We start from the raw sequence: 24,742 nt of genomic DNA on the forward strand, positions 1-24,742 counted from the left end.
CGGAATGACGAAAGGGCGGCCGGTGCTCCACGCACCGGCCGCCCTTTCCTTGTCGTCACGCAGAAAGCCCGAGGCAGGGACTACTTCTCCGCCGCCACGATCTCCTTGCACCGCTTCACATCCGCCGCCATCTGCTCCAGCAGCGCTTCCAGCGAGTCGAACTTCGCCTGGCCGCGGACGTAGGCGAGGAAGTCGACGGCGACATGCAGGCCGTACAGATCGAGGCCGACGCGGTCGATGGCGTACGCCTCCACCGTGCGCTCGGTGCCGTCGAACTGAGGGTTCGTGCCCACCGAGATCGCGGCCGGCATGATCTCGCCCTGCGCGTGCAGGTAGCCGGCGTACACACCGTCCGCGGGGATGGCGGTGTGCGGCAGCGTCTCGACGTTCGCGGTGGGGAAGCCCAGCTCGCGGCCGCGCTGGGCGCCGCGCACCACCACGCCCTCCACCCGGTGCGGGCGGCCCAGGATCTCGCGGGCGCCCTCGACATCGCCCTCGGCGACCAGGCGCCGGGTCAGGGTAGAGGAGAACGGCAGGCCGCCGCCCGCCGCGCCGGACACGTACAGGTCGATGACCTCGACCTCGAAGTCGTAGACCTTGCCCTGTTCGGCGAGGAACTCGACATTGCCGGCCGCCTTGTGGCCGAAGCGGAAGTTCGGGCCCTCCACGACCGCCTTGGCGTGCAGCTTGTCCACCAGGACCTTCACCACGAAGTCGGCGGGCGACAGCTTGGAGAACTCGCTGGTGAAGGGGAGGATCAGCACCGCGTCGACGCCCAGTTCGGCCATCAGCTCGCAGCGGCGGTGGTGCGGGGCGAGCAGCGGCGGGTGGCTGCCGGGGCGCACGACCTCGCTGGGGTGCGGGTCGAAGGTGACGACGACGGCCGGGACGCCCAGCTCGCGGGCGCGGTCGACGGCGTGCTTGATGATCAGCTGGTGGCCTCGGTGGACACCGTCGTAGGAACCGATGGTGACGACGCTGCGCCCCCAGTCCTCGGGGATGTCCTCCAAGCCACGCCAGCGCTGCACTGTGACCGCTCCTCGAACCCGTGTCCGTGTCTACCTTGACGATTGTGCAGGTCTAAGGGTGCCATGCCGGGTGCCCGGCGCCCGCATCGGTAGGGGCGCTGTGACCGGGCGCACGTTCACCGTGGCAGCTCAGGGGCGGTGTCAGGCCGGTACCCGCGCGCCCCCGAGATTCTCCAGGGTGCGGCGGGTGCCGGGGCCTACCACGGCGGCCCACTCGTCCGGGGTGCCGGCGAGCCAGCGGGTCATCCGGGTGGCGAACCCGGGGACATGCCGGCCGAGGTCGACCAGGGCGCGGTCGAAGCGGGTGGCGCCCTCGGGGGTGCGGCCCAGGAGCAGTCCGGTGCGGTGCACGAGGGCGCGGACGTCGTCCGCAGGACCGGTCTCGGAGGCCGCCGCGTGCAGAACGGCGACCAGCACGGAGGGTTCCTGTTCGCGGGCGAGCAGGAAGTCCAGGAGTTCGGCGCGCGGCGTACCCGAGGCACCGCTGTCGAAGGTACGACCACCGGAGGTACGGCTGTCGGAAGCACGACTGCCGGAAGTACGGCTGTCGGAGGCGGCGAGGACGGTGGCCAGCGCGGCCCGCAGCGGCTCGGGGCCGTCCCGGAGCAGGCCGGTGACCAGGGGGAACAGGGTCGGGCGGGCGGCGGGGCCGTGATCCAGGCGGCGGTCGACGGCCGCGGCGATGCGCCCGGCGGTCTCCGGGTGCGGGCGCGCCGCTTCCCGCAGCAGGGTCGCGGCGGCGCGGGCGAGGGCCGGGGTGGTGGCATCGGCGAGAAGGCGGCGCAGGCAGTCGGCCGCCTCCCGGTGCGGGCCGCGCAACCGGGTCCGGAAGGCGTCGAGGACCGGGTCCGGATGACTGGCCAGGGCGGGCAGCAGGGCGGTCGCGGGGACGAGCGGGTCGCCGTCGACGAAGTGGCGCAGCGCCTCGGCCAGGTGCCGTTCGCGGGTGCCGGGGGCGCCGGCCAGCAGGGCGTGGGCGCCGCCGTGCAGGGCGTGCTCGGCGGGGCGGGCGAGCACGGCGGTCGCGGCGCGGCACAGCAGCTCGCGGTCCGCGGCCGTCCGCAGATGCGGGGCGGCGCGCAGCGCGAGCGCCATGGCGGCCGGACGCCGGGCGGTGCGCCGCTCGTCGTGCGCCCAGCGGTGCACGGCCCGGCACAGCGCCGACGGCTCCTCCTCGGCCAGCACGGTGAGCAGTTCCTCCGCGTGCCGGTGGCCGCTCTCGGCCAGCGCCTCCGTGAGCGCGTCCAGCGCGCCCTGCCGATGGGTGTGCAGCAGGGCCTGCGCCGCGGTCGCCACGGTGGCGTGCGGGGCCGCGGGCAACGGCCTCTCGTCCTCGAACCACCGTGTCAGACAGGGCTGTACGGCATCGGGTGCGGCGGCCAGCAGCCGGGCCACGGCATCGAGGTACCGCTCGCCCGGCGCGCCCGCGGCGGGATCGGCGAGGACGAGCCGGCGCAGCAGGTCCAGTCGTTCGGCGGCGGTCACGGGCAGGCCGGTCCAGAAGGCGGGCCCGAACTCCCGGGGCACCGGCCGCATATCGCGCCGCCAGGTCACGACGCGCTCGGCGAGCAGCCGCAGCACCTCCGTGTACGGCGTCGCGTCCGGCACCTGCCCCAGGGTCCCGGCGAGCAGCCGGGCGGCCCACCAGGAGCCGGTGTCCAGATCCAGGGCGTCCACCAACTCACGTAGCTGGAAGGCGAGTTGGCGGGAGCCTTGGCGGCGGCCGAGGTGCAGCAGGGCCTGTACGACGGGTCCGACGCGATGGCGCGGCACCGGTGCTCCGCCCTCCTCCGCCCTGGGGTCGCGGGCGCGGTGCACCAGGGTGTGCACGGCCTCGTCCAGGTCGAGGTGCAGGCCCTGGAGCCAGTCGGCCAGTTCCTCGTGGGCGAAGCGGTAGCCGCCCCCGGCCGGCACGAGCAGGCCCTCGGCGAGCACGGCGGAGGCCCAGCCGGTGCCGCCGCCGAGCCGCTCCGGGGCCGGACCCCACGGGAACACCGCCTCGAAGGCCGCCCGGTCCAGCTCCCCCTGCGCCGCACCGAGGCCGCGCCGGGCGGCCTCGTGCACCTGCCCGGCGACCCGCGCCGCGAGCCGTCGTACGGCGGTGCCGCGCAGCCCCCGCTCGGCGGCGAGCCGTACCGCGATGCGCAGGCACATCAGGTCGAGGTGGGCCGCGAACACCTGGTGCCGGTCGACCGGGCCATCGAAGCGGGCCCCGCGCAGTACGGCCCACACCTCGGACAGCAGCCGCAGGGTGAGCGGATGCCGGGCGTCCCGCGCGGCGAGCAGCCCCTCGGGGATCCCGTAACGCGCCCGCGACTTCTCTGCCTCCTCGGGGCCGAGGTCGCCAAGTTCCGCTGTCTGTACGAGGGTTGGGATGAAACCCGCCTGCTCCCAGTGCTCCTCCCGGCAGGCCACCACCAGGCGGGCGCCGGTCTCCCGGAGCCAGGCGACGGTGCCCTCGGTCCACTCGGGGAGCCGGTGGGCCAGGGCGGGGGGCATCTCCTCGGGGCTGTCGAGGAGGAGCAGAAGGGGGCGGCCCGCGCGGGCGGCGAGATGCTCCGGGGAGAGATCGCCGAGGTCGCGGAGGTCGGCATGGCGGGCGGCGGCGACGATACGGGCGGCCCGCTCCAGGGCGCGGCGCGCCGCGTCGGCCACCGAGCCGTCGCCCTCCTCCAGATCGGCGCCGCGCAGCCACAGCGTGGGCTCCGCGCGGCGGGCGGCGAGCGCCGCGAGTTCCGTCGTACGACCGCTGCCCGGTGCGCCGACCAGGCCGAGCACGCACCGGTCGCCGTCCGCGAAGCCGTCCAACTCCGCTGCCACAGCATGGCGTTCGACCGGCTGCACAAGAGCCCTCGGCGGTCCGTCCTGGCCCACCGAGGTGGCGGTCAGCTCCAGGACGCCCGCGAGGTTGAGGTCGGCGCCGTACGCGGGCACGGTGGCCGCGTTACGGGCCACCAGCTCGGCGAGGGGGCCGGCGGCGGCGCGGGGCGGCACCGCGAAGCCGGCGTCGCGGTGCGGGGCGTGCAGCACGGTCCCGAGGACGCCGAGGACAGCGCCCGTACGCGCGTCCACCACCGGTCCCCCGGCCGCCCCGCCCCCGGGGCGCAGCGCGTCCCGGCCGGTCGTTCCGATGGCCAGCTCCAGCGCGTCGCCGATCAGATGGCGGCCGTACGACACCTCGGCGGCGGCCAGCACCCGCGCCTCGCGCCAGCAGCCGGCGGCGACCCGGACGTAGGTACCGGCCGTGACGCTCCCGCGGCAGCTCAGCGGCAGCGGGGGCACGTCCAGGCCCTCGGCGCGCACCAGGGCCAGGTTCCGGGCGGGCAGCGCGGTCACGTCCTCGGCGGCGACCACCAGGGTGCGGTCCCCGGCGCGCAGCACCAGCCGGTCGAGACCGTCGACGGCCTCGTGGCTGGTGAGGAGGGTGCCCTGGTGGTCGGCGAGGAAGCCGATGCCACGGGGGCGGCCGGCGGGGTCCTGGATGTGGACCAGGGGGTCGGTGGTGCGGGTGTCCGCGAGGGGACCGGGGTCCGTGCGGCGGATGCCGAGAGCGGCGTCCGTGTGCGGGCGGGGGGTCGTGAGCACCCGCGCGCCGCGCGCCCCGTCCGTGCGCGCGGGTGTCGATCCCGCCGCGTCCGCCATGTCACCCGTGCCGTGCGCCGTGGCCCCGCGGGCGCTGCCGGTTCGCGGGTCTCCTGCCGTCATCGTCTTGCCTTCCCGCCCTTGCCCGTGCCTGTGGCGACGGTAGGCGGGTGATGATCGGCGGGGCGGCGTGCTCGCGGAACGCGCCCCCTTCCGCTCCCCCGGTTCACTCCGAGCGCCTGCCCGGACGGGTGAATTGGCGGGGGCGGTTGGACAGTCCTAGGGGTGGGGGAAGTGGGGGGACCGTGGAGCGGCGGCTGGGGCACACCCCGTGCCGGCCGCCGCTCCACGGCGAAAGCCCTCGCTCAGGCGAAGACGGCCAGGCTCTTGGCCTTGCCCTTGTGCAGTTCGACGAGCGCCAGGAAACGGCCCTCGGGGTCGAACACGGCGACGGGACCGGCGTCCGCGTACTCGTCGGGCATCTCCAGGCGGACCCCGTTCAGCAGCAGCCTGGCGCGCTTGGCGTCCACCCCCCAGCGCGGGAAGGCGGCCTCGGCGGCCTCGGCGATCGGCATCACGGTCAGCTCCTCCTGGAGCTGGTCCAGCGTCTTCGCCGAGTCGAGCTTGTACGGCCCGACGCGCGTACGGCGCAGTGCGGTGAGGTGCCCGCCTACGCCCAGGTCGGCGCCCAGGTCGCGGGCGAGCGCGCGGATGTAGGTGCCGGAGGAGCAGACGACGGAGACGACCAGGTCCAGGACCAGGGTGCCGTCCTCGGCGACGGCGTCGCGGACGTCGTACACCGTGAAGGAGGAGACGGTCACCGGGCGCGCCGGGATCTCGAACTCCTCGCCCTCGCGGGCCCGCTTGTAGGACCGTACGCCGTCGATCTTGATGGCGCTGACCTTGGACGGGACCTGCATGATGGCGCCGGACAGCTTGGCGATACCGGCGTCGATGGCCTCCCGGGTCACCTTGGAGGCGTCGGTGGACGAGGTGATCTCGCCCTCGGCGTCGTCGGTGAGGGTGTTCTGGCCCAGCCGTACGGTGCCCAGGTACTCCTTCTCGGTCAGCGCGAGGTGACCGAGGAGCTTGGTGGCGCGCTCGACACCGAGGACCAGCACGCCGGTCGCCATCGGGTCGAGGGTGCCGGCGTGGCCGACGCGGCGGGTCCGGGCGATCCCGCGCATCTTGGCGACCACGTCGTGCGAAGTGAAGCCCGACGGCTTGTCGACGATGACAAGGCCGTCGGGCGTGGTGTGCTTCTGCGTCATTCCGCGGCGTCGCCGTCCGTCTCGTCGTCCGCCGGCTTGCGGTACGGGTCCGCGCCGCCGGCGTAGGTGGCGCCCGAGGAGGTCTCGCGCACCTTGGCGTCGGACTGCCGGGCCTTGTCGAGGAGGTCCTCGATGGTCCGGGCGGTGTCCGGCAGGGCGTCCGCGACGAAGGTGAGGGTCGGGGTGAACTTCACCCCGGCCGCGCGTCCGACCTCGGAGCGCAGGATGCCCTTGGCGCTCTCCAGGCCCGCCGCGGCGGCCGTCCGCTCCTCTTCGTCCCCGTACACCGTGTAGAAGACGGTCGCCTCCCGCAGGTCACCCGTCACGCGGGTGTCCGTGATGGTGACGTGCGAGCCGAGCCGCGGGTCCTTGATCCCGCGCTGCAGCTTCTGGGCAACCACCTCTCGGATGAGGTCCGCCAGCCTTTTCGCCCGCGCGTTGTCGGCCACTGGTCCAGCTCCCGTTCTTTCCTGATTCCTTGGTCTTTGTCCGTGGTCTTTGTTCCACGGTCCGTGTCAGTCGTCGTCGCCGTGGAAGCGGCGGCGTACGGACAGCAGCTCCACCTCCGGGCGGGCGGCGACCAGCCGTTCGCACCGGTCCAGTACGTCCGTGACGTGCGCCGCGTCGCCGGAGACCACGGCCAGGCCGATGATCGTCCGCCGGTGGAGGTTCATGTGGTCCACCTCGGCCGCGCTCACCGCGTACTTCCGCTGGAGTTCGGCGACGATCGGGCGGACGACGGAGCGCTTCTCCTTCAGCGAGTGGACGTCGCCGAGGAGGAGGTCGAAGGACAGCGTCCCCACGTACATGTGTGTTGCCGGTTCACCCGCCGGTACGGGATCGATGGCCCCTGCGCCGGGTGGCCGGGGACATCAAGAAACGGTACCGCGTGCGGGGCGCCGGCTCGACAGGGTTTCCCCGCGGGGGCGTCCTCACCGACAGTCCTCACCCACCCACCACCCGACTCGGTCGGCTGTGAGGCCGGGGAACGAAGCGGGTGGCCGGAGGCCGAAGGTACTCGGGGGCCGAGGCCCGAAGGCCCACTGGCCAACGGCCTCCAGGCTGCCGACTCGGCCGGCGCCTCCGGGCTGCTGACCCGGCTGAGCCCAAAAGCCCGGCCGGGGCCGGCAGCACGGACGCCGACGGCCCGAAGTCCCTACTCGGTCCGCCGAGGCCCGAAGGTCTGTCGACCAGCCGGCGCCCCGAAGCCCCTCGGGAACGGCTCGCGACCGGACCCTGCTGGGTCCGGTCGAAGGGCCGAAGGCTGAGACTCGCCGAAAGGCGGAGACCGGTCCGGTCGGGTCGATCGGCCGATCAGCTGATCGGCCGGAGGTCAAAGGCCCCTCTCGGCCGATGCCACGAACCGCGGATGCGGCCCGCCCACACCGCTTCGGTCACAGACCGCGAGCCGGACACCCCGGGGCACTGCCCCGAGCCGTCCGGCCACTGTCCAGCCGACCGCGTCTGGTGGGTGGGCAACCGCCGGCCGACAGGAACCCCCGTCGGCCAGCGGCAACCGTCCGCCGGTTACGCCCGCGGCTTCTCGCGCATCTCGTACGTCGCGATGACGTCGTCGACCTTGATGTCGTTGAAGTTTCCGAGGTTGATACCACCCTCGAAGCCTTCGCGGATCTCGGTGACGTCGTCCTTGAAGCGACGCAGGCCCTCGATGGTGAGGTTCTCCGCGATGACCTTGCCGTCGCGCAGGAGGCGGGCCTTCGTGTTGCGGCGGACCTCGCCGGACCTGACGAGCACACCGGCGAGGTTGCCCAGCTTGGACGAGCGGAAGACCTCGCGGATCTCCGCCGTACCGAGCTCGACCTCTTCGTACTCCGGCTTGAGCATGCCCTTGAGGGCCGCCTCGATCTCCTCGATCGCCTGGTAGATGACCGAGTAGTACCGGACGTCGACGCCCTCGCGCTCCGCCATCTGCGCGGCACGACCGGCCGCACGGACGTTGAAGCCGATGACGATGGCGTCCGAGCCCATGGCCAGGTCGATGTCGGACTCCGTGACCGCACCGACACCGCGGTGCAGGACGCGGATGTCGACCTCTTCGCCGACGTCCAGCTGGAGCAGCGAGGACTCGAGAGCCTCGACCGAACCGGAAGCGTCACCCTTGATGATCAGGTTCAGCTGCTGGACCTCGCCGGCCTTGAGCACCTTGTCCAGGTCCTCCAGGGAGACACGGCGCGTGCGCTTCGCGAAGGCCGCGTTGCGCTCACGGGCCGCACGCTTCTCCGCGATCTGGCGGGCCGTACGGTCCTCCTCGACCACGATGAAGTTGTCACCGGCACCCGGGACGTTGGTCAGACCCAGGACCTGGACCGGCGTCGACGGGCCGGCCTCGGCGACGGTGTTGCCGCTGTCGTCCAGCATCGCGCGGACACGGCCGTACGCGTCGCCGACCACCATGGTGTCGCCGACCCGCAGCGTGCCCCGCTGCACCAGGACCGTCGCGACCGCACCGCGACCGCGGTCCAGGCGGGACTCGATCGCAATACCCTGCGCGTCCTGGTGGGGGTTGGCACGGAGGTCCAGCGCCGCGTCCGCGGTGAGGACGACCGCCTCCAGGAGGCTGTCGATGTGCAGACCCTGCTTGGCGGAGATGTCGACGAACATGGTGTCGCCGCCGTACTCCTCGGCCACCAGGCCGTACTCGGTCAGCTGACCGCGCACCTTGGTCGGGTCGGCGCCCTCGACGTCGATCTTGTTGACCGCGACCACGATCGGCACCTCGGCCGCCTTGGCGTGGTTCAGCGCCTCGACCGTCTGCGGCATGACGCCGTCGTTGGCCGCGACGACCAGGATCGCGATGTCCGTCGACCGGGCACCACGGGCACGCATGGCGGTGAACGCCTCGTGACCCGGGGTGTCGATGAAGGTGATCGCGCGGTCCTCGCCGTTGACCTCGGTCGCGACCTGGTAGGCACCGATGTGCTGGGTGATGCCGCCGGCCTCGCCCGCGATGACGTTCGTCTTGCGGATGGCGTCGAGGAGTCGGGTCTTACCGTGGTCGACGTGACCCATGACGGTCACGACCGGCGGACGGACGACCAGGTCTTCCTCGGTGCCCTCGTTCTCGCCGAACTCCAGGTCGAAGGACTCGAGCAGCTCGCGGTCCTCCTCCTCGGGGCTGACGATCTGAACCGTGTAGTTCATCTCGCCGGCGAGCAGGTGCAGCGTCTCGTCGGAGACGGACTGCGTCGCGGTGACCATCTCGCCGAGGTTCATCATGACCGCGACGAGGGACGCCGGGTTCGCGTTGATCTTCTCCGCGAAGTCGGTGAGCGACGCGCCGCGGGAGAGACGGATGGTCTCGCCGCCGCCGCGCGGCAGCATCACGCCGCCGACGCTCGGGGCCTGCATGGCCTCGTACTCCTGGCGACGCTGCCGCTTCGACTTGCGACCACGACGCGCGGGACCACCGGGACGACCGAAGGCGCCCTGCGTGCCGCCACGGCCACCGGGGCCGCCGGGACGACCGCCGAAGCCGGGACGACCGCCACCACCGGGGCCGCCGCCGAAGCCGCCGCCACCGCCACCGGGACGACCGGCGAAACCGCCGCCGCCACCCGGACGGGCACCGCCGCCACCGCCACCGGGGCGACCGGCGAAGCCGCCGCCACCGGGACGACCGCCGCCGCCACCGCCGGGACGACCGGCACCGGCCGGACCACGGCCGCCGGGGCCGGGACGCGGGCCGGCAGCGGGACGCTGCGGCATCATGCCGGGGTTCGGACGCGGGCCGCCGGGACGCGGGGCGCCGCCCTGCGGACGGGGCATCGCGCCCGGAGTCGGACGCGCGCCACCGGGAGCCTGCGGACGCGGACCGCCGCCCTGGGCGCCGGGCGCCTGCGGACGGGGACCGGCGCCGGGGGCGCCGCCGGGACGCGGGCCACCCTGCGGACGGGGCGCCTGCGGGCGCGCCATGCCGGTGGAGCCGCCGGAAGTGAAGGGGTTGTTACCCGGACGCGGGCCGGAGGGACGGGCACCCGGACGCGGGGCCTGACCACCGGAACGCGGCGCGCCCTGGCCCGGACGGGCCTGACCCTGACCGGGGGCCGGACGGCCACCGGGCTTGGGGGCACCGGGACGGGCGCCACCGGGACGCGGACCCTGCGCGGCCGGAGCCTGCGGGGTCTGGGCGGCCGGAGCGGCCGGCGGAGCGGTGAACTCCGGGGCGGCCGGGGCCGGACGCGGCGCGGGCTTGGGGCCCGGACGCGGACCCGAGGCCGGCGCGGACGCGGCGGGAGCCTGCGGAGCCGCGGGGGCCGCCGGGGCGGCCGGCTGCTGCGCGGCCGGCGTCGCGGGCTTGGGCGCCGGCGGCTTCGGGGCAGCCGGACGTGCCGCCTGCACCGGAGAGGGTGCGGCGGGCTTGGGGGAAGCCTTGCGCGGGGCGGGCTTGGCGGACTTGCCGCTGCCACCACCCTGGAAGGCGTCGGTCAGCTTACGTACAACCGGCGCTTCGATGGTCGAAGACGCCGAACGGACGAATTCACCGAGTTCCTGGAGCTTGGCCATGACGACCTTGCTCTCGACACCGAACTCCTTGGCGAGTTCGTAGACCCGGACCTTAGCCACTTCGCTCCTTTGAGGTCCGGGTGAAGCCGGACCGTCGCTAGTTCATGGGCGTACTCATCGCGTACTCATCGAGTGCTCATCGCAATCTCGACCTGCTTTCGACTCGCGAGGTACCAAGCCGCACGGGGTTCCGTACGGCATGTCTTACGGCGTTGCCTGCTCGGCAACTGTTGCCTGCTCGACGTATCGGCGCAACGCCTTTGTGTCGAGCGCTCCCGGGGCGCGCAGTGCCCGCGGCAACACCCGGCGGCGTACCGCCTGGTCGAGACAGACCAGGGCGGGGTGCAGATAAGCACCCCGGCCGGGCAGCGTACCGCGCGGATCGGGGACACATTCGTCCTCGCTCCGCACGATCCGCAGGAGATCGTTCTTGGCCGCCCGCTCCCGGCACCCCACACAGGTGCGTTCAGGGCATGCTCCGGCATGCGTCCGGCCAGACACGGCTAAGTGTACCTCCCCGCACCGACCTCACCCCTTCGGGGGAAAGATCGAACGGCTGTTGTCGTAATCCAAGCCACTCACGGCCTGGATCCATTCCCTGGCGGCGTCAGCTCCGCAGGCCCTGGCGGCGTCTACTCCGCCGGCTGCTCGGTGTCGGGCCGGATGTCGATGCGCCAGCCGGTGAGCCGGGCGGCGAGGCGGGCGTTCTGCCCCTCCTTGCCGATCGCCAGCGACAGCTGGTAGTCCGGCACGGTCACCCGGGCGGAGCGGGAGGCGAGGTCCACGACCTCCACCTTGCTCACCCGAGCGGGTGACAGGGCGTTCGCCACCATCTCCGCCGGGTCGTCCGACCAGTCGACGATGTCGATCTTCTCGCCGTTCAGCTCGCCCATCACGTTGCGCACCCGGCCGCCCATCGGGCCGATGCAGGCACCCTTGGCGTTCAGACCCGAGCGGGTGGAGCGGACGGCGATCTTGGTGCGGTGGCCGGCCTCGCGGGCGATGGCCGCGATCTCCACCGAGCCGTCGGCGATCTCCGGCACCTCAAGGGCGAAGAGCTTCTTCACCAGGTTCGGGTGGGTGCGCGAGAGCGTCACGGACGGGCCGCGCACGCCCTTGGCGACCCGGACCACGTACGAGCGCAGGCGCTGGCCGTGCGGGTAGGTCTCGCCGGGCACCTGCTCCTGCACCGGCAGGATGGCCTCCAGCTTGCCGATGTCCACCAGCACGTTCTTCGGGTCGCGGCCCTGCTGGACCACGCCGGTGACGATGTCGCCCTCACGCCCCGCGTACTCGCCGAGCGTCGCGTCGTCCTCGGCGTCGCGCAGACGCTGGAGGATCACCTGCTTGGCGGTGGTGGCGGCGATACGCCCGAAGCCCGAGGGGGTGTCGTCGAACTCCCGCGGCTCCTGCCCCTCCTCCAGGTCCTCGGGGTCCTCCTTCGCCCACACGGTCACATGCCCGGTCTGCCGGTTGAGCTCCACGCGCGCGTGTCGGCGGCTTCCCTCGGTGCGGTGGTAGGCGATGAGGAGGGCCGACTCGATCGCTTCGACCAGCAGGTCGAAGGAGATCTCCTTCTCCCTGACCAAGCCCCGCAGGGCGCTCATGTCGATATCCACGGCTACGCCTCCTCTTCCTTCTTGTCCTTGGTGTCCTTGCGGTTGAACTCGACCTGCACGCGGGCCTTCGCGATCTCCGGGAAGGCGATCCGACGCGTGGTGGCCTTGCGGCCCTTGACGCCGGGCACCTCGACGTCGAGGCCCTCCTCGTCCACGGCCAGGATCCGCGCGACCAGTTCGCCGTCCTCGGTCATCTGGAACTTCACCAGCCGGTCCGTGGCGCGCACGAAGTGCCGGTGCTCGGTGAGGGGGCGCTCGGCGCCGGGGGTCCCGACCTCCAGGTCGTACGCCGCGTCACCCATCGCCTCGGTCTCGTCCAGCTTCGCCGAGAGCGCACGGCTCACATCGGCGATCGCGTCCAGGTCCGCCCCGGAGTCGGAGTCGACGACCACGCGCAGCACCCGCTTGCGTCCGACGGAGTCGACAGCGATCTCTTCGAGATCCAGCCCCTGGGAGGTGACGAGCGGTTCGAGCAGCTCTCGCAGCCTCTCGCTCTGGGTGGTGCTCATCCGGGTGACTCCTCGGCCGCGTGTGCTGTTGTGTGATGGGTCGCGTGTCTGGTCAAAGGGTATCCGGTCGCGGGGTGTGTTGCCGTCCACCTGTGGACAACGCCGCGTGGGACGGGTGAGCCGGGGCGGTGCCGGTGACCGGTATCGGACAGGTGCGCGGGTACGGTGATCACGGGCGCCTCGTCGCGCACTGCTCTTCGTCTTGTCGTTTCTTCTTGTCGTTCTTGTCGTACGAGTTCCCCGAGGACGTCTGCCGTGCCGTACCCCTCGCCACCGCGCATCCCCTCGGGGCCGCGCAGAAGAACCCTGCTCGCCTCGGCCGCCGGCGCCGCGCTGCTGGCGGGCTGCACATCCGGCGCCGACTCCGGCGGCGACCCCTCGGCCACCGAGCGGGCCCGCGCGCAAGCCGCCGCGGACAGCGCGACGCTGCTGGGGCGCTACGACGCCGTGCTCACGGCGTTCCCGGACCTCGCGGAGCGGCTGCGCCCGCTGCGCACCGAGGTCGCGGCCCATGCCGCCGCGTTCCGGGAGGGTACGACCCCCACGGCGACCCCCTCGGGCTCCCCCTCCGCCTCGCCGGCCCCGGTACCGGTACCGGCGACCTCGAAGGACGCCCTCGCCTCGCTGGCCGCCGCCGAGCGGGCGCTCGCCGACCGGCGGGCCAAGGCGCTGCTGGACGTGCCGGGCGAGTCGGCGCGGCTGCTGGCCGCCACGGCGGCGGCCGGTGCCGCGCACGCGTATCTGCTGACGACGGGGGCCGCGAAGTGAGCGACGGCGACGAGAAGACCGAACTGGCCGCGTTTCAAGCCGCGTTGGCGGCAGAGCACGCGGCGGTGTACGGGTATGGCGTGGTCGGCGGCCGCGTCGACGACCGGCGCCGCGGCGAGGCGAAGGCGGCGTACGACGCCCATCGGGCCCGGCGGGACGCACTGGCCCGCGAGGTGCGGGACCTGGGCGGCCGGCCGGTGGCGGCGAGCGCGGCCTACGCCCTGCCGTTCACGGTCCACGACCCGGCCGACGCGGTACGGCTCGCCGCGCGCCTGGAGCAGCGGGTGGCCGGGGTCTACGCCGACCTGGTGCGCTCGACGACCGGCGCGCGGCGCACCTCGGCCGCGGGGGCGCTGCGCGAGGCCGCGGTGCGGGCGGTGGCCTGGAGCGGACAGAGCGTAGCCTTCCCGGGGCTCGCCGAACGGGCGGGCGAGGGCACGGGAACCGGCACGGACACCGGGACCGGCACGGACACGGGGACCGGGACGGGGGCCGCGGGCGCGGCGCCGTCGGGGTCCGCGGCGACGGCCCGCTGAGCGTCGTACGCACCGCGTACGACGGCCACGGGACGGACGAGACTCACGAGGAAGGGAACGGCTCGCGCATGGCTTTCGAACCGCCGCGGCGCCTGGTGCGGGCGCTCGGGGAGACGGCACCGGCCGGGGACGACTGGCTGGCCCGGCTGCCCGAGATCGCCGAACGGGCCGTGGGGCGGCGGGAGTTGACCGTCGAGCGGGTGCAGGTGCCCGGGGGGCGCAGCAGCCTGGTGGTGCTGGTGCGGCAGGCGGACGGCACCCCCGCGGTGCTGAAGCTGGCCCCGCCCAGGGCCCGGCCGGAGAGCGAGCGGGCGGCGCTGGCGCACTGGGGCGGGCGGGGTGCCGTACAGCTGCCGGCGTCGGACGCGGACGACAGCGCGGAGGGGGCGCTGCTGCTGGAGCGGCTGCACCCGGATGTCTCGGTGCGGTCGCTGCCGGAGGCGAAGGCGCTGCTGGAGGCGGCGGGCACGCTGCGGCGGCTGTGGGTGGAGCCGCCCGCGGACCATGTCTTCGAGACCGTCGCCGAGCGCACCGGGCGGCAGGCGGTGGCGATGCGGGCGGGCGCGGAGCGGGATCCCGGGGTGGCGGCGCTGGTGGACGCGGCGCTGGCGGCGCGGGACGATCTGCTGGCGGCGCCGCCGGAGGAGCGGCTGCTGCACGGCACGTTCCGGCAGAGCAAGGTGCTGGCCGGGGAGCGGCTGCCGTGGCTCGCGGTGGGGCCCGACCCGGTGGTCGGGGAGAACGCGTTCGATCTGGCGCGGCTGGTGCGGGACCGGGTGGAGGATCTGATCGCCTCGCCCGCGGGCGCGTCCATCACCCGGCGGCGGATCAAGCGGCTCGCGGAGTCGCTGGAGGTGGACCAGGAGCGGCTGCGGGGGTGGACGCTGTTCCGTGCGGTGGAGTCGGGGGTGCGCGCGGTGCGGGTCGGCAGGCCCCGGGACGCGGAGCTGCTGCTGGAGTTCGCCGGGTGGCTCTAAGACTTGTCCCGCAATGATCGAATAGTTGTGTCAGGCCGTTCTGTGGCTGGGGTTTCTTGGTCTGTCCGGCGCGTTGCAGCGGTTGTGTTCTTCTTTCCAGGCCGGGAGTTCGGTCTGACCGGGGTCGCGGCGGCGTGGGATCACCAGGCCGGTGTCGGCGGCGGACTTCGAGACCCGGAACAGTCTCAGGGCTCCGGGATGACGGCAGGGTCGATGCCCATCCCGGCGATGCCCTCGCGCACCGCACGGTCGAACCGCTTGATCTCTGCCACCAGAACCTCCCAGGCGACGGGCGAGGTCCACAAGCCCGGCGTGAAGATGGAGCCGACCCGCCAGCCCCCATTGGAGCGTGCGACGCGGATCAACCCCTCCTCCGCCTGCATCGAATCAAGCACGAAGTCCTCATGGCCGGCAGACGGGCTCTGGAGCCAGAGCGCCAGGTGATACGCCAGCTCAGCCACCGGGAACGCCTCCTCGCACCACACCTCCCGCCCCTGCTCCCGGATGGACAGCTCTGCCTCGATGTCGAGAAGCAGCACCTCCAGGGGCGCCTCCTGCGGAGTGACGCCGCGCCGCGGCATGTCCGACAGCCCAAAGTTCCGGCAGACAAACCGCACCGCCCGGCCTCCATGAGATCTGAGGCCAGCTGAATGCCCAGGCCACCCAAATACGGACAACCGTACCAACTGATACCAGGCGGCCCCACCGGCCCCTGATGAGCGGGACAAGCCTTAGGGACGCCGTAAAGGTGTAACCAGTCCCCCACGCCCTTGTGGGCCGGAAACTGGTCACACCTTTACACCTGGGTCGATTTCTCAGGCGGTCAGGCGCGCGATCGCGTCCTCCACGGACACTTCCTCGCGCTCGCCGGTCTTGCGGTCCTTCAGTTCCAGTACGCCCTCGGCCGAGCGGCGGCCGGCGACCAGGATCTGGGGGACGCCGATCAGTTCGGCGTCGGTGAACTTGACGCCCGGGGAGACACCGGCGCGGTCGTCGACGAGGACGCGGACGCCCGCGGCGGCCAGCTTGCCGGCGACATCGAGGGCCAGCTCGGTCTGGAGGGCCTTGCCCGCGGCGACCACGTGCACATCGGCCGGGGCGATCTCCTTGGGCCAGCACAGGCCCTGCTCGTCGGCGGTCTGCTCGGCGAGCGCGGCGACGGCGCGGGAGACGCCGATGCCGTAGGAGCCCATGGTGACGCGGACGGGCTTGCCGTTCTGGCCGAGGACGTCGAGCTTGAGGGCGTCGGCGTACTTGCGGCCCAGCTGGAAGATGTGGCCGATCTCGATGGCGCGGTCCAGCTTCAGGCCGGTGCCGCACTTGGGGCAGGGGTCGCCCTCCTGGACCACGACGACGTCCACGTACTCGTCGACCTCGAAGTCACGCCCGGCGACGACGTTCTTGGCGTGGGTGTCCGCCTTGTTGGCGCCGGTGATCCAGGCGGTGCCGGGGGCGACGCGGGGGTCGGCGATGTACGTGACCTTCTCGCCGAGGCCCTGCGGGCCGACATAGCCGCGCACCAGGTCGGGGCGGTCCGCGAAGTCCGCCTCGGTGACCATCTCGACGGTGGCGGGCGCGAAGTGCTCCTCGACCTTGCCGAGGTCCACCTCGCGGTCGCCGGGCACGCCCACGGCGACGATCTCGCCGTCCACCTTGACCAGCAGGTTCTTCAGCGTGTCGGCGGCCTGGACGCCGAGCGAGGCGGCCAGCGTCTCGATGGTCGGGGTGTCGGGCGTGGGGATCTCCTCCAGCGCGGGCACGGCGGAGCCGTCGACGGGCTGGAGCGTGTAGTTGATCGCCTCGGTGTTCGCGGCGAAGTCGCAGTTCGGGCAGTCCGCGAAGGTGTCCTCGCCGGCCTCGGCGGGTGCCAGGAACTCCTCCGACTTGGAGCCGCCCATGGCGCCGGCGGTGGCCGCGACGATCCGGTAGTCCAGGCCGAGGCGCGCGAAGATCCGCTGGTACGCCTCGCGGTGCCGGGCGTACGCCTCGGCGAGGCCCTCGTCGGCGGTGTCGAAGGAGTACGAGTCCTTCATCAGGAACTCGCGGCCGCGCAGGATGCCGGCGCGGGGGCGGGCCTCGTCACGGAACTTGCTCTGGATCTGGTAGAGGATCACCGGCAGGTCCTTGTAGGACGTGCACTGGTCCTTGACCAGCAGGGTGAAGATCTCCTCGTGCGTGGGGCCGAGGAGGTAGTCGCCGCCCTTGCGGTCCTTGAGCCGGAACAGCTCCTGGCCGTACTCGTCCCAGCGGCCGGTGGCGTCGTAGGGCTCGCGGGGCAGCAGGGCGGGGAGCAGCACTTCCTGGGCGCCGATGGCGTCCATCTCCTCGCGTACGACGCGCTCCACGTTGGCGAGGACCTTCTTGCCCAGGGGCAGCCAGGACCAGATGCCGGCGGCGGTGCGGCGGACGTAGCCGGCGCGGACGAGGAGCTTGTGGCTGAGGACCTCGGCGTCCGCCGGGTCGTCGCGCAGCGTCTTCGCCATCAACTGGGACATGCGCTGGACCGGTGCGTTGGCCATGGTTCTCGTACTCCTGCCAGATATGCGGTGATGGCATAGGAGGTTAGCCGGGCTCGCCGGGCGGGCGGAAATCGGTTAACGCCTTATCGCCTGCGCAGTGGCAGCGGGGCCCCCATGACGGCGTACGGGCGCGGTGCGCTCGGGAAGTGGACGCGGCGGGCGAGGTCGACGTAGCCGAGGGAGTGGTAGAGGCCGCGGGCGGGGCTGTCGGTGTCGATCGCGGAGAGGATCGAGCGGGGCTCGGCGGCCGAGTCGGTGATCCTGGTGATCAGCCGGCGTCCGATGCCCCGGTTCTGGTGGTCCGGGTGGACGTGCAGCTCGGTGATCACGAAGGAGTCGTCGAGCCACTCGGCGTTGCCGGCCGCGCGCAGATACGGCTCGACGACCGTCGACCACCAGTGGGTACGGGAGTTGGGCATGCCGTAGACGAAGCCGACGAGGAGCCCCCCGGCGGTCGCGCCGAGGGCCCTTGCGCCCGGGAACTGCATATGGCGCTGGACGATCTGGCGCCGTACGGAGACTTCGTCCGGGCCGAGTCCGAACGCCACCGCTTGGACCGCCAGGGCCTCGTCCACGCGGGCCGCCAGGTCCAGGGGGCCGATCGCTAGATCCATGCCGGGAGCGTATCCGGGTTCAGAACAGCACACTCATGAAGGCGCCGATCTCCTGGAAGCCCACCCTGCGGTACGTGCGGCGGGCAGCGGTGTTGAAGTCGTTGACGTACAGGCTGACCACGGGGGCCACGTCGGCCAGGGCGTAGCGCAGGACGGCGGCCATGGCCGGGGCGGCGAGGCCCTTGCCGCGGTGTTCGGGGGCCACCCACACGCCCTGGATCTGGCAGGCCTGGGAGGTCGCCGCGCCGATCTCGGCCTTGAAGACGACCTTGCCGTTTTTGTCCAGGCGGGCGAAGGACCGCCCGGAGCCGACGAGTTCGGCGACCCGGGCCTGATAGAGCAGACCGCCGTCGCCCGCCAGCGGCGACACCCCGACCTCCTCGGTGAACATCGCCACGCACGCCGGCATGATCGTCTCCATCTCGTCCTTGCGGACGCGGCGGACGTAGGGGTCCGGGGCGATGTCGTCGGGCATCCGGTCGGTGACCATGAGGGGCTGCTGGGACCTGACCTCCCGGGCGGGGCCCCAGTGGGGTTCCAGCAGCCGCCACAGCCCGGAGGTGGCGTCGGCGGGACCGACGATGGAGGAGCAGCGCCGCCCGGCCCGCCGGGCCCGGTCGGCGAAGCCGCGCACGGCGCGCTCGGTGGCGCAGATCGGGACCAGGTTGGCGCCCGCGTAGCACAGGGACGTGAGCATGCCGTCCTCGTACCAGCCCCACATCTCACCGCCGAGGCGCCAGGGGTCGAGCCCCGCGATCTGGACGCGCGCGGTCACGAAGGCGTTCACGACCGGCTCGCGGTCGAGGACGGCGAGCGCGGCGTCGAGGTCGCTCGGATCGAGCACCCGTGAGGTGGTCTGGGTCAACAAGTGCGGGGGCCTCACCCTGGGGTTTGTGCTGGTCTTGGCACTATAGCCGCGCGTTCCCGGCGACGCGTCGAACAGTCCGGGACCACGCCTCCTGCCTGTCCCGGCCGCCCCTGCCCACAGGCCGCGATCTGGCACAGGACCTGGAGCAGCGTCGGTACGCCGGTGATGACGAGCACCCGGCGCCCGCCGGGACGGGCCGGGGACGCCGTGTCCTGCGTCGCCGCCTCAGCCCCGCACCGAGCCCAGGAACGCCTGCCACGCGGTGGTGGGGACGGAGAGGGTGGGGGCGGTGGTGGGGGGCTGCTTGGAGTCGCGGATGTGGATTGTGGTGGGGCAGGTGGCGATCTCGACGCACTCGCCGCCACTGCCAGTGCTGTAGCTGGACTTGTGCCAGGTGAGGGCGACTTCGAGGCACTCCCCGCCACCGCCACTGCTGTAGCTGCTCTTGAACCACGTCAGGTCCGACGGCTTCTCGACGTTCATGTCTCTCCCAGCAACTTCTCTACAAGGGCTAGCGACTGTCGTGGCGTGAGGGCCTGGGCACGCAAGAGACCGTACTGCTCCTCCGCCTTCCTGACCGCCGAACGGTCAGTGAAAAGGCGGCTGGCCCTGTCTGCCGGTACGTATGCGATCCTGCGCCCTGCCATCGTCTCGATCAAGTTGAACTGACCGTCGAGCGCAGCATGTTCCTCCCGATCGTGCGGCATGATCTGGATCTCCACGTTACGCCGCTGACTGACAAGTAGAATCTGCTCCAACTGGCCACGCCAGACTGCCAGTCCGCCCAGCTTCCTGCACACCACGGACTCCTCCATCACAAAGGTCACCGTAGGGGCCGGCTTGCGCCCGAAGATCTCCTGCCTGGCCATTCGCGCCGCCACTCGCTGCTCGACCGTCTCCTCGTCCAGCACCGGCCGCCACATCGTGAACACCGCCCGCGCGTACTCCTCCGTCTGCAACAGACCCGGTACCGCCTGTACGGCGAACACGTGCAGCGCGACGGCTTGCTTCTCCAGCGCAGCCGCATCGCGGAAGAACGCCGGATACTGCGCCTTCTCCATGTCCTCGATGAAGTCGATCAGCATCCCGCCCGCGCCCAACACCTCATCCGCCTGCCGAATGAACTTCGCGTTCGGGATCCGTCGACCCACCTCGTACGACGTGATCGTCGCCGCCTAGTAACCCGTACGACGGCCCAACTCGGCCCGCTCCATGCCCGCTTGGACGCGTAGCCGCTTCAACACCCGCCCGAAGACGAGCGGAATACCAGAGCCGTCCTGCTCTTCCCGTGCTTCCTCGCTCATGTACACCCCCAATGCCCTCGCGCCACCCTCGGTCACGGTGCGCTCGTGTACAGCGGCACCTCGCCCTTGTACAACGCCTGGTGGTCCTGGTGCGGCCGCTGTTCAACGCTACTGAGCGTGCGGGACCGTAACCGCGTGAAATCAGAAATCTCCACCCAGGAATTCGCCATGCGCTTCACCTCCACCCCTCGTGGCGCGCGGCTCGCTCGGCGGCTGGTCTCGCTGCGGCTGGACGAGTGGGGGCATCCGTACGACGGCCGGGTCAACGAGGCCGTCACGCTGATCGCCGCCGAGTTCGCCGCCAACGCCGTACGGCATGGACGCGTACCCGGGCGGGACTTCCATCTGCGGCTCGACGGGGGCGAGGACGTCGTACGCCTGGAGGTCTCGGACACCCTGACCGAGCGGCTGCCCGAGCCCCGGGTGCCGTGCGGTGAGGGCGGGCGGGGGCTGATCCTGGTGGAGGCGCTCGCCGACAAGTGGGGGGTGGCGCCGCGGCAGCCCGGTAAGACCGTCTGGGCGGAGGTACGGCTGAGTCCCGCCACCGAGGGGTGACGGGACTCGTGAAGTCGTACGGGTCAGCCCGCGACGGAGACCGAGGGCTCGCCGGACTCCACGCCCTCGTCCTGCATCTTCTCGGCCAGCTTCATGGCCTCCTCGATGAGGGTCTCCACGATCTTGGACTCGGGGACAGTCTTGATGACCTCGCCCTTGACGAAGATCTGGCCCTTGCCGTTGCCGGAGGCGACGCCCAGGTCGGCCTCGCGGGCCTCGCCGGGGCCGTTGACGACGCAGCCCATGACGGCGACGCGGAGCGGGACGTCCATGCCGGTGAGGCCCGCGGTGACCTCTTCGGCGAGCTTGTAGACGTCGACCTGGGCGCGGCCGCAGGACGGGCAGGAGACGATCTCCAGGCCGCGCTGGCGCAGGTTCAGGGACTCCAGGATCTGGATGCCGACCTTGATCTCCTCGACCGGGGGGGCCGAGAGGGAGACGCGGATCGTGTCGCCGATGCCCTCGGAGAGCAGCGCGCCGAAGGCGACGGCCGACTTGATGGTGCCCTGGAAGGCGGGGCCGGCCTCGGTGACGCCGAGGTGCAGGGGGTAGTCGCACTGCGCGGCGAGCTGGCGGTACGCCTCGATCATGACGACCGGGTCGTTGTGCTTGACCGAGATCTTGATGTCGCGGAAGTCGTGCTCCTCGAAGAGGGAGGCTTCCCACAGGGCGCTCTCGACCAGCGCCTCCGGGGTGGCCTTGCCGTACTTCTGGAGCAGGCGGCGGTCCAGGGAGCCCGCGTTCACACCGATGCGGATCGGGGTGCCGTGCTCCTTGGCGGCCTGCGCGATCTCCTTGACCTGGTCGTCGAACTTCTTGATGTTGCCCGGGTTGACGCGGACCGCGGCGCAGCCGGCCTCGATGGCGGCGAAGACGTACTTGGGCTGGAAGTGGATGTCCGCGATCACCGGGAGCTGCGACTTGCGCGCGATGGTGGCGAGCGCGTCGGCGTCGTCCTGGGTGGGGCAGGCCACCCGGACGATCTGGCAGCCGGAGGCGGTCAGCTCGGCGATCTGCTGGAGGGTGGCGCCGATGTCGGACGTACGGGTCGTGGTCATCGACTGGACCGATACGGGCGCGTCTCCGCCGACCGCCACGCTTCCGACCTGGATCTGCCGGCTCTTGCGGCGCTCGGCGAGCTTGGTCGGTACGGACGGCATGCCGAGAGAAATCGCAGTCATCTGCTGTGCAACCCCAAGTCGTGGATCAAGATCCGGCCCCGTGCTACGGCGGGCTCCGGCATCCGAGATTACGGCACCGGCGCGTGCGCGGGCACATCCCACCCGGGAAACCCCCTCATTGGGGGGCGGCCGGACGCCGCACGGGAAGCGGCCCGGAACCCTCAGGGTCCCGGGCCGCCGTGAACGTCGGACGGCTAGGAGATTTTGACCGGGTTGACGACGTCCGCGATCAGCACCAGGACGGTGAAGCAGACGAAGATCCCAGCCACCACGTACGCCACCGGCATCAGCTTGGCCACGTCGAACGGGCCCGGGTCCGGGCGGCGCAGCACCCGGGCCAGGTTGCGCCGCAGCGCCTCCCACAGGGCGCCGGCGATGTGGCCGCCGTCGAGCGGGAGCAGCGGGAGCATGTTGAAGAGGAACAGCGAGAGGTTGAAGCCGGCGAGCAGCATCACGAACATCGCCACCTGCTGGGAGGCGGGGATGTCCAGGGTGGCGATGTCACCGGTGATACGGGCCGCGCCGACGATGCCCATCGGGGAGTCCGGCTGGCGCGGGGCGTTGTCGAAGGCCGCGTCCCACAGGGCCGGGATCTTGCCGGGCAGGGCGGCGAGGGAGTCGACGGCGTCGCCGACCCGGTCGCTCATCCAGGTCACCGAGTCGCCGAAGCCCTGCTTCTGCACGCCGGTGGCGGAGCTGAAGCCGAGGAAGCCGGCCTTGACGTACTTGCCCTGCACGTAGGTGCCGCTGGAGTCCTTCTGGGCGACCTGGTTGATGGCGATCTTCGCGTGCAGGGTGAGCTGCTTACCGCCGCGCTCGACGACGATCGGCACGTCCTTGCCCGCGCTGACCCGGATCAGGTCCGAAAGGGTGTTCCAGTCCTTGGTGGGCTTGCCGGCGAAGGAGACGATCTTGTCCCGCTTCTGGATGCCGGCGGCCTGGGCCGGGGATGCCGGGTCGGACTTCTTGCAGGTGTCCCGGTTCTCGCTCTGCGCGATGACACAGGGCGAGACGGAGGCGACGGTGGTGGTCTGCTGCTGGATGCCGAAGCCCATGAGCACGGTGAAGAACAGGGCGATGGCCAGCACCAGGTTCATGAACGGGCCCGCGAACATGACGATGACGCGCTTCCAGGGCTTGCGCGTGTAGAACATGCGCGTCTCGTCGCCGGGCTGGAGCTCCTCGTAGGCCGCCGAGCGGGCGTCCTCGATCATCCCGCGCCACGGTGAGGTGGAACGGGCGGAGATCCGGCCCGCGTTGTCCGGCGGGAACATGCCGATCATGCGGATGTAGCCGCCGAGCGGGATGGCCTTGATGCCGTACTCGGTGTCGCCCTTCTTGCGCGACCACACGGTGGGGCCGAAGCCGACCATGTACTGCGGGACGCGGATGCCGAAGAGTTTGGCCGTCGACAGGTGCCCCAGCTCGTGCCACGCGATCGAGACGAGCAGACCGAACGCGAAGACCACTATGCCGAGGATGAACATCAAGGTCGTCATGCACGCGCCTCCGCGGTCGCCGTCTTGGCTGTGATCTCACGGGCCCGGGTCCGCGCCCAGGTCTCCGCTTCGAGGACGTCCGACACCGTGAGCGAAGTTCCCGTTTCCGGTGTGCCGTGCTCCTCGACGACCCGGGTGACGGTCTCCATGATCCCGTTGAAGGGCAGCGCGCCGTTCAGGAAAGCCTCGACGCACTCCTCGTTGGCGGCATTGAACACTGCCGGAGCCGTCCCCGCGAGCTCTCCGACATGCCGGGCCAGATTCACCGAGGGGAAGGCGTCGTTGTCCAGCGGGAAGAACTCCCAGGTGGACGCCTTGCTCCAGTCGAAGGCGGGCGCGGCGTCCGGAACCCGTTCGGGCCAGCCGAGACCGATGGCGATCGGGCCCCGCATGTCGGGCGGCGTGGCCTGGGCGATCGTCGAGCCGTCGGAGAACTCGACCATCGAGTGGACGTACGACTGCGGGTGCACGACCACCTCGATGCGGTCGAACGGGATGTCGTACAGCAGATGCGCCTCGATGACCTCCAGGCCCTTGTTGACCAGGGTCGCGGAGTTGACGGTGATCACCGGGCCCATCGCCCAGGTGGGGTGGGCGAGGGCGTCCTGGACGGTGACGTCCGCGAGGTCCGCCTTGCTGCGGCCGCGGAAGGGGCCGCCGGAGGCGGTGACGACCAGCTTGCGCACATCGGCGCGGGTACCGGCGGCGAGGGCCTGGAAGAGGGCGGCGTGCTCGGAGTCGACCGGGATGATCTGGCCGGGCTTCGCCAGCGCGGTGACCAGCGGGCCGCCGACGATCAGCGACTCCTTGTTGGCGAGCGCGAGGGTGCGGCCCGCCTCCAGGGCGGCGAGGGTCGGCGCGAGGCCGATGGAGCCGGTGATGCCGTTCAGCACGGTGTGGCAGTCGGACGCGGCCAGCTCGGTGGCCGCCTGCGGTCCGGCGAGGATCTCGGGCAGCGGCTCACCCGGGCCGTACGCGGCGGCGAGGGCCTCGCGCAGGGCCGGTACGACGTCCTCGCGGGCGACCGAGACGGTGCGCACCCGCAGCCGGTGCGCCTGCTCGGCGAGGAGGGCGACCCGGCCGCCGTTGGCGGACAGCGCGGTGACGCGGAAGCGGTCGGGGTTGCGCAGCACGAGGTCGATGGCCTGGGTGCCGATGGATCCGGTGGAGCCGAGGACCACCACGTCCTTGGGGCCGTCGCCGGCGAGGGGGTCGTAGACGAGATGGGGGTCGGCGAGGGGTGCCGGACGGGCAGGGCTGTCGGTCATCCCCCCATTGTGGCCGCTGGGGGTGACGGGCAGGACAGGGTGTCCCCCGGGGAACGTGTGTCCCCTCAGGGACCGTGTCCGAATGCGAAGTAAGAGTGAAGATCCTGTGATAGCACTTCA

Annotated in this window: 21 protein-coding genes and 2 pseudogenes; 4 read left to right on the forward strand and 19 right to left on the reverse strand. The window is 72.0% G+C overall.

Annotated elements, in window-relative coordinates:
• Positions 1 to 80 precede the first annotated feature (80 nt).
• The 9 genes from HEP81_RS11615 to rimP form a co-directional block, all read right to left on the reverse strand.
• The gene (locus tag HEP81_RS11615) at positions 81 to 1,028 is read right to left on the reverse strand and encodes a bifunctional riboflavin kinase/FAD synthetase (RefSeq protein ID WP_037654443.1); all 948 of its coding nucleotides are present in this window, start codon (positions 1,026 to 1,028) and stop codon (positions 81 to 83) included.
• A 141-nt stretch (positions 1,029 to 1,169) separates the two neighbouring features.
• Complete coding sequence (locus tag HEP81_RS11620; protein WP_243279389.1) at positions 1,170 to 4,733, reverse strand: trypsin-like peptidase domain-containing protein; 3,564 nt, start codon at positions 4,731 to 4,733, stop codon at positions 1,170 to 1,172.
• Positions 4,734 to 4,975: 242 nt separating this feature from the next.
• The gene (gene truB / locus HEP81_RS11625; protein ID WP_037654445.1) at positions 4,976 to 5,881 is read right to left on the reverse strand and encodes a tRNA pseudouridine(55) synthase TruB; all 906 of its coding nucleotides are present in this window, start codon (positions 5,879 to 5,881) and stop codon (positions 4,976 to 4,978) included.
• Positions 5,878 to 6,330 carry a 30S ribosome-binding factor RbfA gene (gene rbfA, locus HEP81_RS11630; RefSeq protein ID WP_037654448.1) on the reverse strand — a complete coding sequence of 151 codons (453 nt, stop codon included), beginning with the start codon at positions 6,328 to 6,330 and terminating at the stop codon, positions 5,878 to 5,880. The genes truB and rbfA overlap by 4 nt, the downstream gene beginning before the upstream one ends.
• Before the next feature lie 66 nt (positions 6,331 to 6,396).
• Positions 6,397 to 6,690 (reverse strand): DUF503 domain-containing protein, encoded by a 294-nt coding sequence (locus HEP81_RS11635; protein ID WP_037654450.1) that lies wholly within the window; start codon positions 6,688 to 6,690, stop codon positions 6,397 to 6,399.
• A 718-nt stretch (positions 6,691 to 7,408) separates the two neighbouring features.
• Entirely contained in the window at positions 7,409 to 10,465 is a 3,057-nt protein-coding gene (gene infB, locus HEP81_RS11640) for a translation initiation factor IF-2 (protein WP_078967299.1), read from the reverse strand.
• Positions 10,466 to 10,609: 144 nt separating this feature from the next.
• A complete protein-coding gene (locus HEP81_RS11645) occupies positions 10,610 to 10,906 on the reverse strand; it encodes a YlxR family protein (RefSeq protein WP_078967300.1) in 297 nt (98 codons plus the stop codon).
• A gap of 131 nt (positions 10,907 to 11,037) precedes the next feature.
• A complete protein-coding gene (gene nusA / locus HEP81_RS11650) occupies positions 11,038 to 12,024 on the reverse strand; it encodes a transcription termination factor NusA (RefSeq protein ID WP_037654457.1) in 987 nt (328 codons plus the stop codon).
• 2 nt (positions 12,025 to 12,026) lie between these two features.
• Positions 12,027 to 12,533, reverse strand: coding sequence for a ribosome maturation factor RimP (gene rimP / locus HEP81_RS11655; protein ID WP_037654459.1), 507 nt, complete (start codon positions 12,531 to 12,533; stop codon positions 12,027 to 12,029).
• 255 nt (positions 12,534 to 12,788) lie between these two features.
• Between rimP and HEP81_RS11660 the strand changes: the two genes are divergently transcribed.
• The 3 genes from HEP81_RS11660 (at position 12,789) to HEP81_RS11670 (ending at position 14,814) form a co-directional block, all read left to right on the forward strand.
• The gene (locus tag HEP81_RS11660) at positions 12,789 to 13,301 is read left to right on the forward strand and encodes a hypothetical protein (protein WP_037654462.1); all 513 of its coding nucleotides are present in this window, start codon (positions 12,789 to 12,791) and stop codon (positions 13,299 to 13,301) included.
• Positions 13,298 to 13,837, forward strand: coding sequence for a ferritin-like domain-containing protein (locus HEP81_RS11665; protein WP_037654463.1), 540 nt, complete (start codon positions 13,298 to 13,300; stop codon positions 13,835 to 13,837). The genes HEP81_RS11660 and HEP81_RS11665 overlap by 4 nt, the downstream gene beginning before the upstream one ends.
• A 68-nt stretch (positions 13,838 to 13,905) precedes the next feature.
• Positions 13,906 to 14,814: an aminoglycoside phosphotransferase family protein gene (locus tag HEP81_RS11670; RefSeq protein WP_037654464.1), complete on the forward strand. Its 909-nt coding sequence runs from the start codon at positions 13,906 to 13,908 to the stop codon at positions 14,812 to 14,814.
• Positions 14,815 to 14,868: 54 nt separating this feature from the next.
• Here HEP81_RS11670 and HEP81_RS11675 read toward each other — a convergent pair.
• The 7 genes and pseudogenes from HEP81_RS11675 to HEP81_RS11705 form a co-directional block, all read right to left on the reverse strand.
• Positions 14,869 to 14,967: pseudogene (locus HEP81_RS11675) on the reverse strand (IS5/IS1182 family transposase); the annotation flags it as partial.
• A gap of 32 nt (positions 14,968 to 14,999) precedes the next feature.
• Positions 15,000 to 15,431, reverse strand: a complete 432-nt coding sequence (locus HEP81_RS11680; protein ID WP_243279391.1) for a DUF7878 domain-containing protein — start codon at positions 15,429 to 15,431, stop codon at positions 15,000 to 15,002.
• Positions 15,432 to 15,629: 198 nt separating this feature from the next.
• The gene (locus tag HEP81_RS11685) at positions 15,630 to 17,333 is read right to left on the reverse strand and encodes a proline--tRNA ligase (RefSeq protein ID WP_037654465.1); all 1,704 of its coding nucleotides are present in this window, start codon (positions 17,331 to 17,333) and stop codon (positions 15,630 to 15,632) included.
• An 83-nt stretch (positions 17,334 to 17,416) separates the two neighbouring features.
• Positions 17,417 to 17,947 carry a GNAT family N-acetyltransferase gene (locus HEP81_RS11690; protein WP_037654466.1) on the reverse strand — a complete coding sequence of 177 codons (531 nt, stop codon included), beginning with the start codon at positions 17,945 to 17,947 and terminating at the stop codon, positions 17,417 to 17,419.
• Between the two features lie 19 nt (positions 17,948 to 17,966).
• Positions 17,967 to 18,815 carry a GNAT family N-acetyltransferase gene (locus tag HEP81_RS11695; protein ID WP_037654467.1) on the reverse strand — a complete coding sequence of 283 codons (849 nt, stop codon included), beginning with the start codon at positions 18,813 to 18,815 and terminating at the stop codon, positions 17,967 to 17,969.
• A gap of 225 nt (positions 18,816 to 19,040) precedes the next feature.
• Positions 19,041 to 19,298, reverse strand: coding sequence for a DUF397 domain-containing protein (locus HEP81_RS11700; protein WP_037654468.1), 258 nt, complete (start codon positions 19,296 to 19,298; stop codon positions 19,041 to 19,043).
• A pseudogene (locus HEP81_RS11705) lies at positions 19,295 to 20,119 on the reverse strand (helix-turn-helix domain-containing protein). Before HEP81_RS11705 ends, HEP81_RS11700 begins: the two are co-directional and overlap by 4 nt.
• A 135-nt stretch (positions 20,120 to 20,254) precedes the next feature.
• On the opposite strand from HEP81_RS11705, the gene HEP81_RS11710 reads away from it, so the two are divergent.
• Positions 20,255 to 20,674: an ATP-binding protein gene (locus HEP81_RS11710; RefSeq protein WP_243279392.1), complete on the forward strand. Its 420-nt coding sequence runs from the start codon at positions 20,255 to 20,257 to the stop codon at positions 20,672 to 20,674.
• Between the two features lie 23 nt (positions 20,675 to 20,697).
• Here HEP81_RS11710 and ispG read toward each other — a convergent pair whose 3' ends face one another.
• From ispG to dxr, 3 genes are all read right to left on the reverse strand, one after another.
• A complete protein-coding gene (ispG, locus tag HEP81_RS11715) occupies positions 20,698 to 21,855 on the reverse strand; it encodes a flavodoxin-dependent (E)-4-hydroxy-3-methylbut-2-enyl-diphosphate synthase (RefSeq protein ID WP_037654470.1) in 1,158 nt (385 codons plus the stop codon).
• Positions 21,856 to 22,049: 194 nt separating this feature from the next.
• Positions 22,050 to 23,354, reverse strand: coding sequence for a M50 family metallopeptidase (locus tag HEP81_RS11720; protein ID WP_037654471.1), 1,305 nt, complete (start codon positions 23,352 to 23,354; stop codon positions 22,050 to 22,052).
• Positions 23,351 to 24,622 (reverse strand): 1-deoxy-D-xylulose-5-phosphate reductoisomerase, encoded by a 1,272-nt coding sequence (dxr, locus tag HEP81_RS11725; protein WP_037654473.1) that lies wholly within the window; start codon positions 24,620 to 24,622, stop codon positions 23,351 to 23,353. The genes HEP81_RS11720 and dxr overlap by 4 nt, the downstream gene beginning before the upstream one ends.
• Between the last annotated feature and the right edge of the window lie 120 nt (positions 24,623 to 24,742).

Source organism: Streptomyces griseofuscus, from assembly GCF_014673495.1.
Classification (GTDB): domain Bacteria; phylum Actinomycetota; class Actinomycetes; order Streptomycetales; family Streptomycetaceae; genus Streptomyces; species Streptomyces murinus.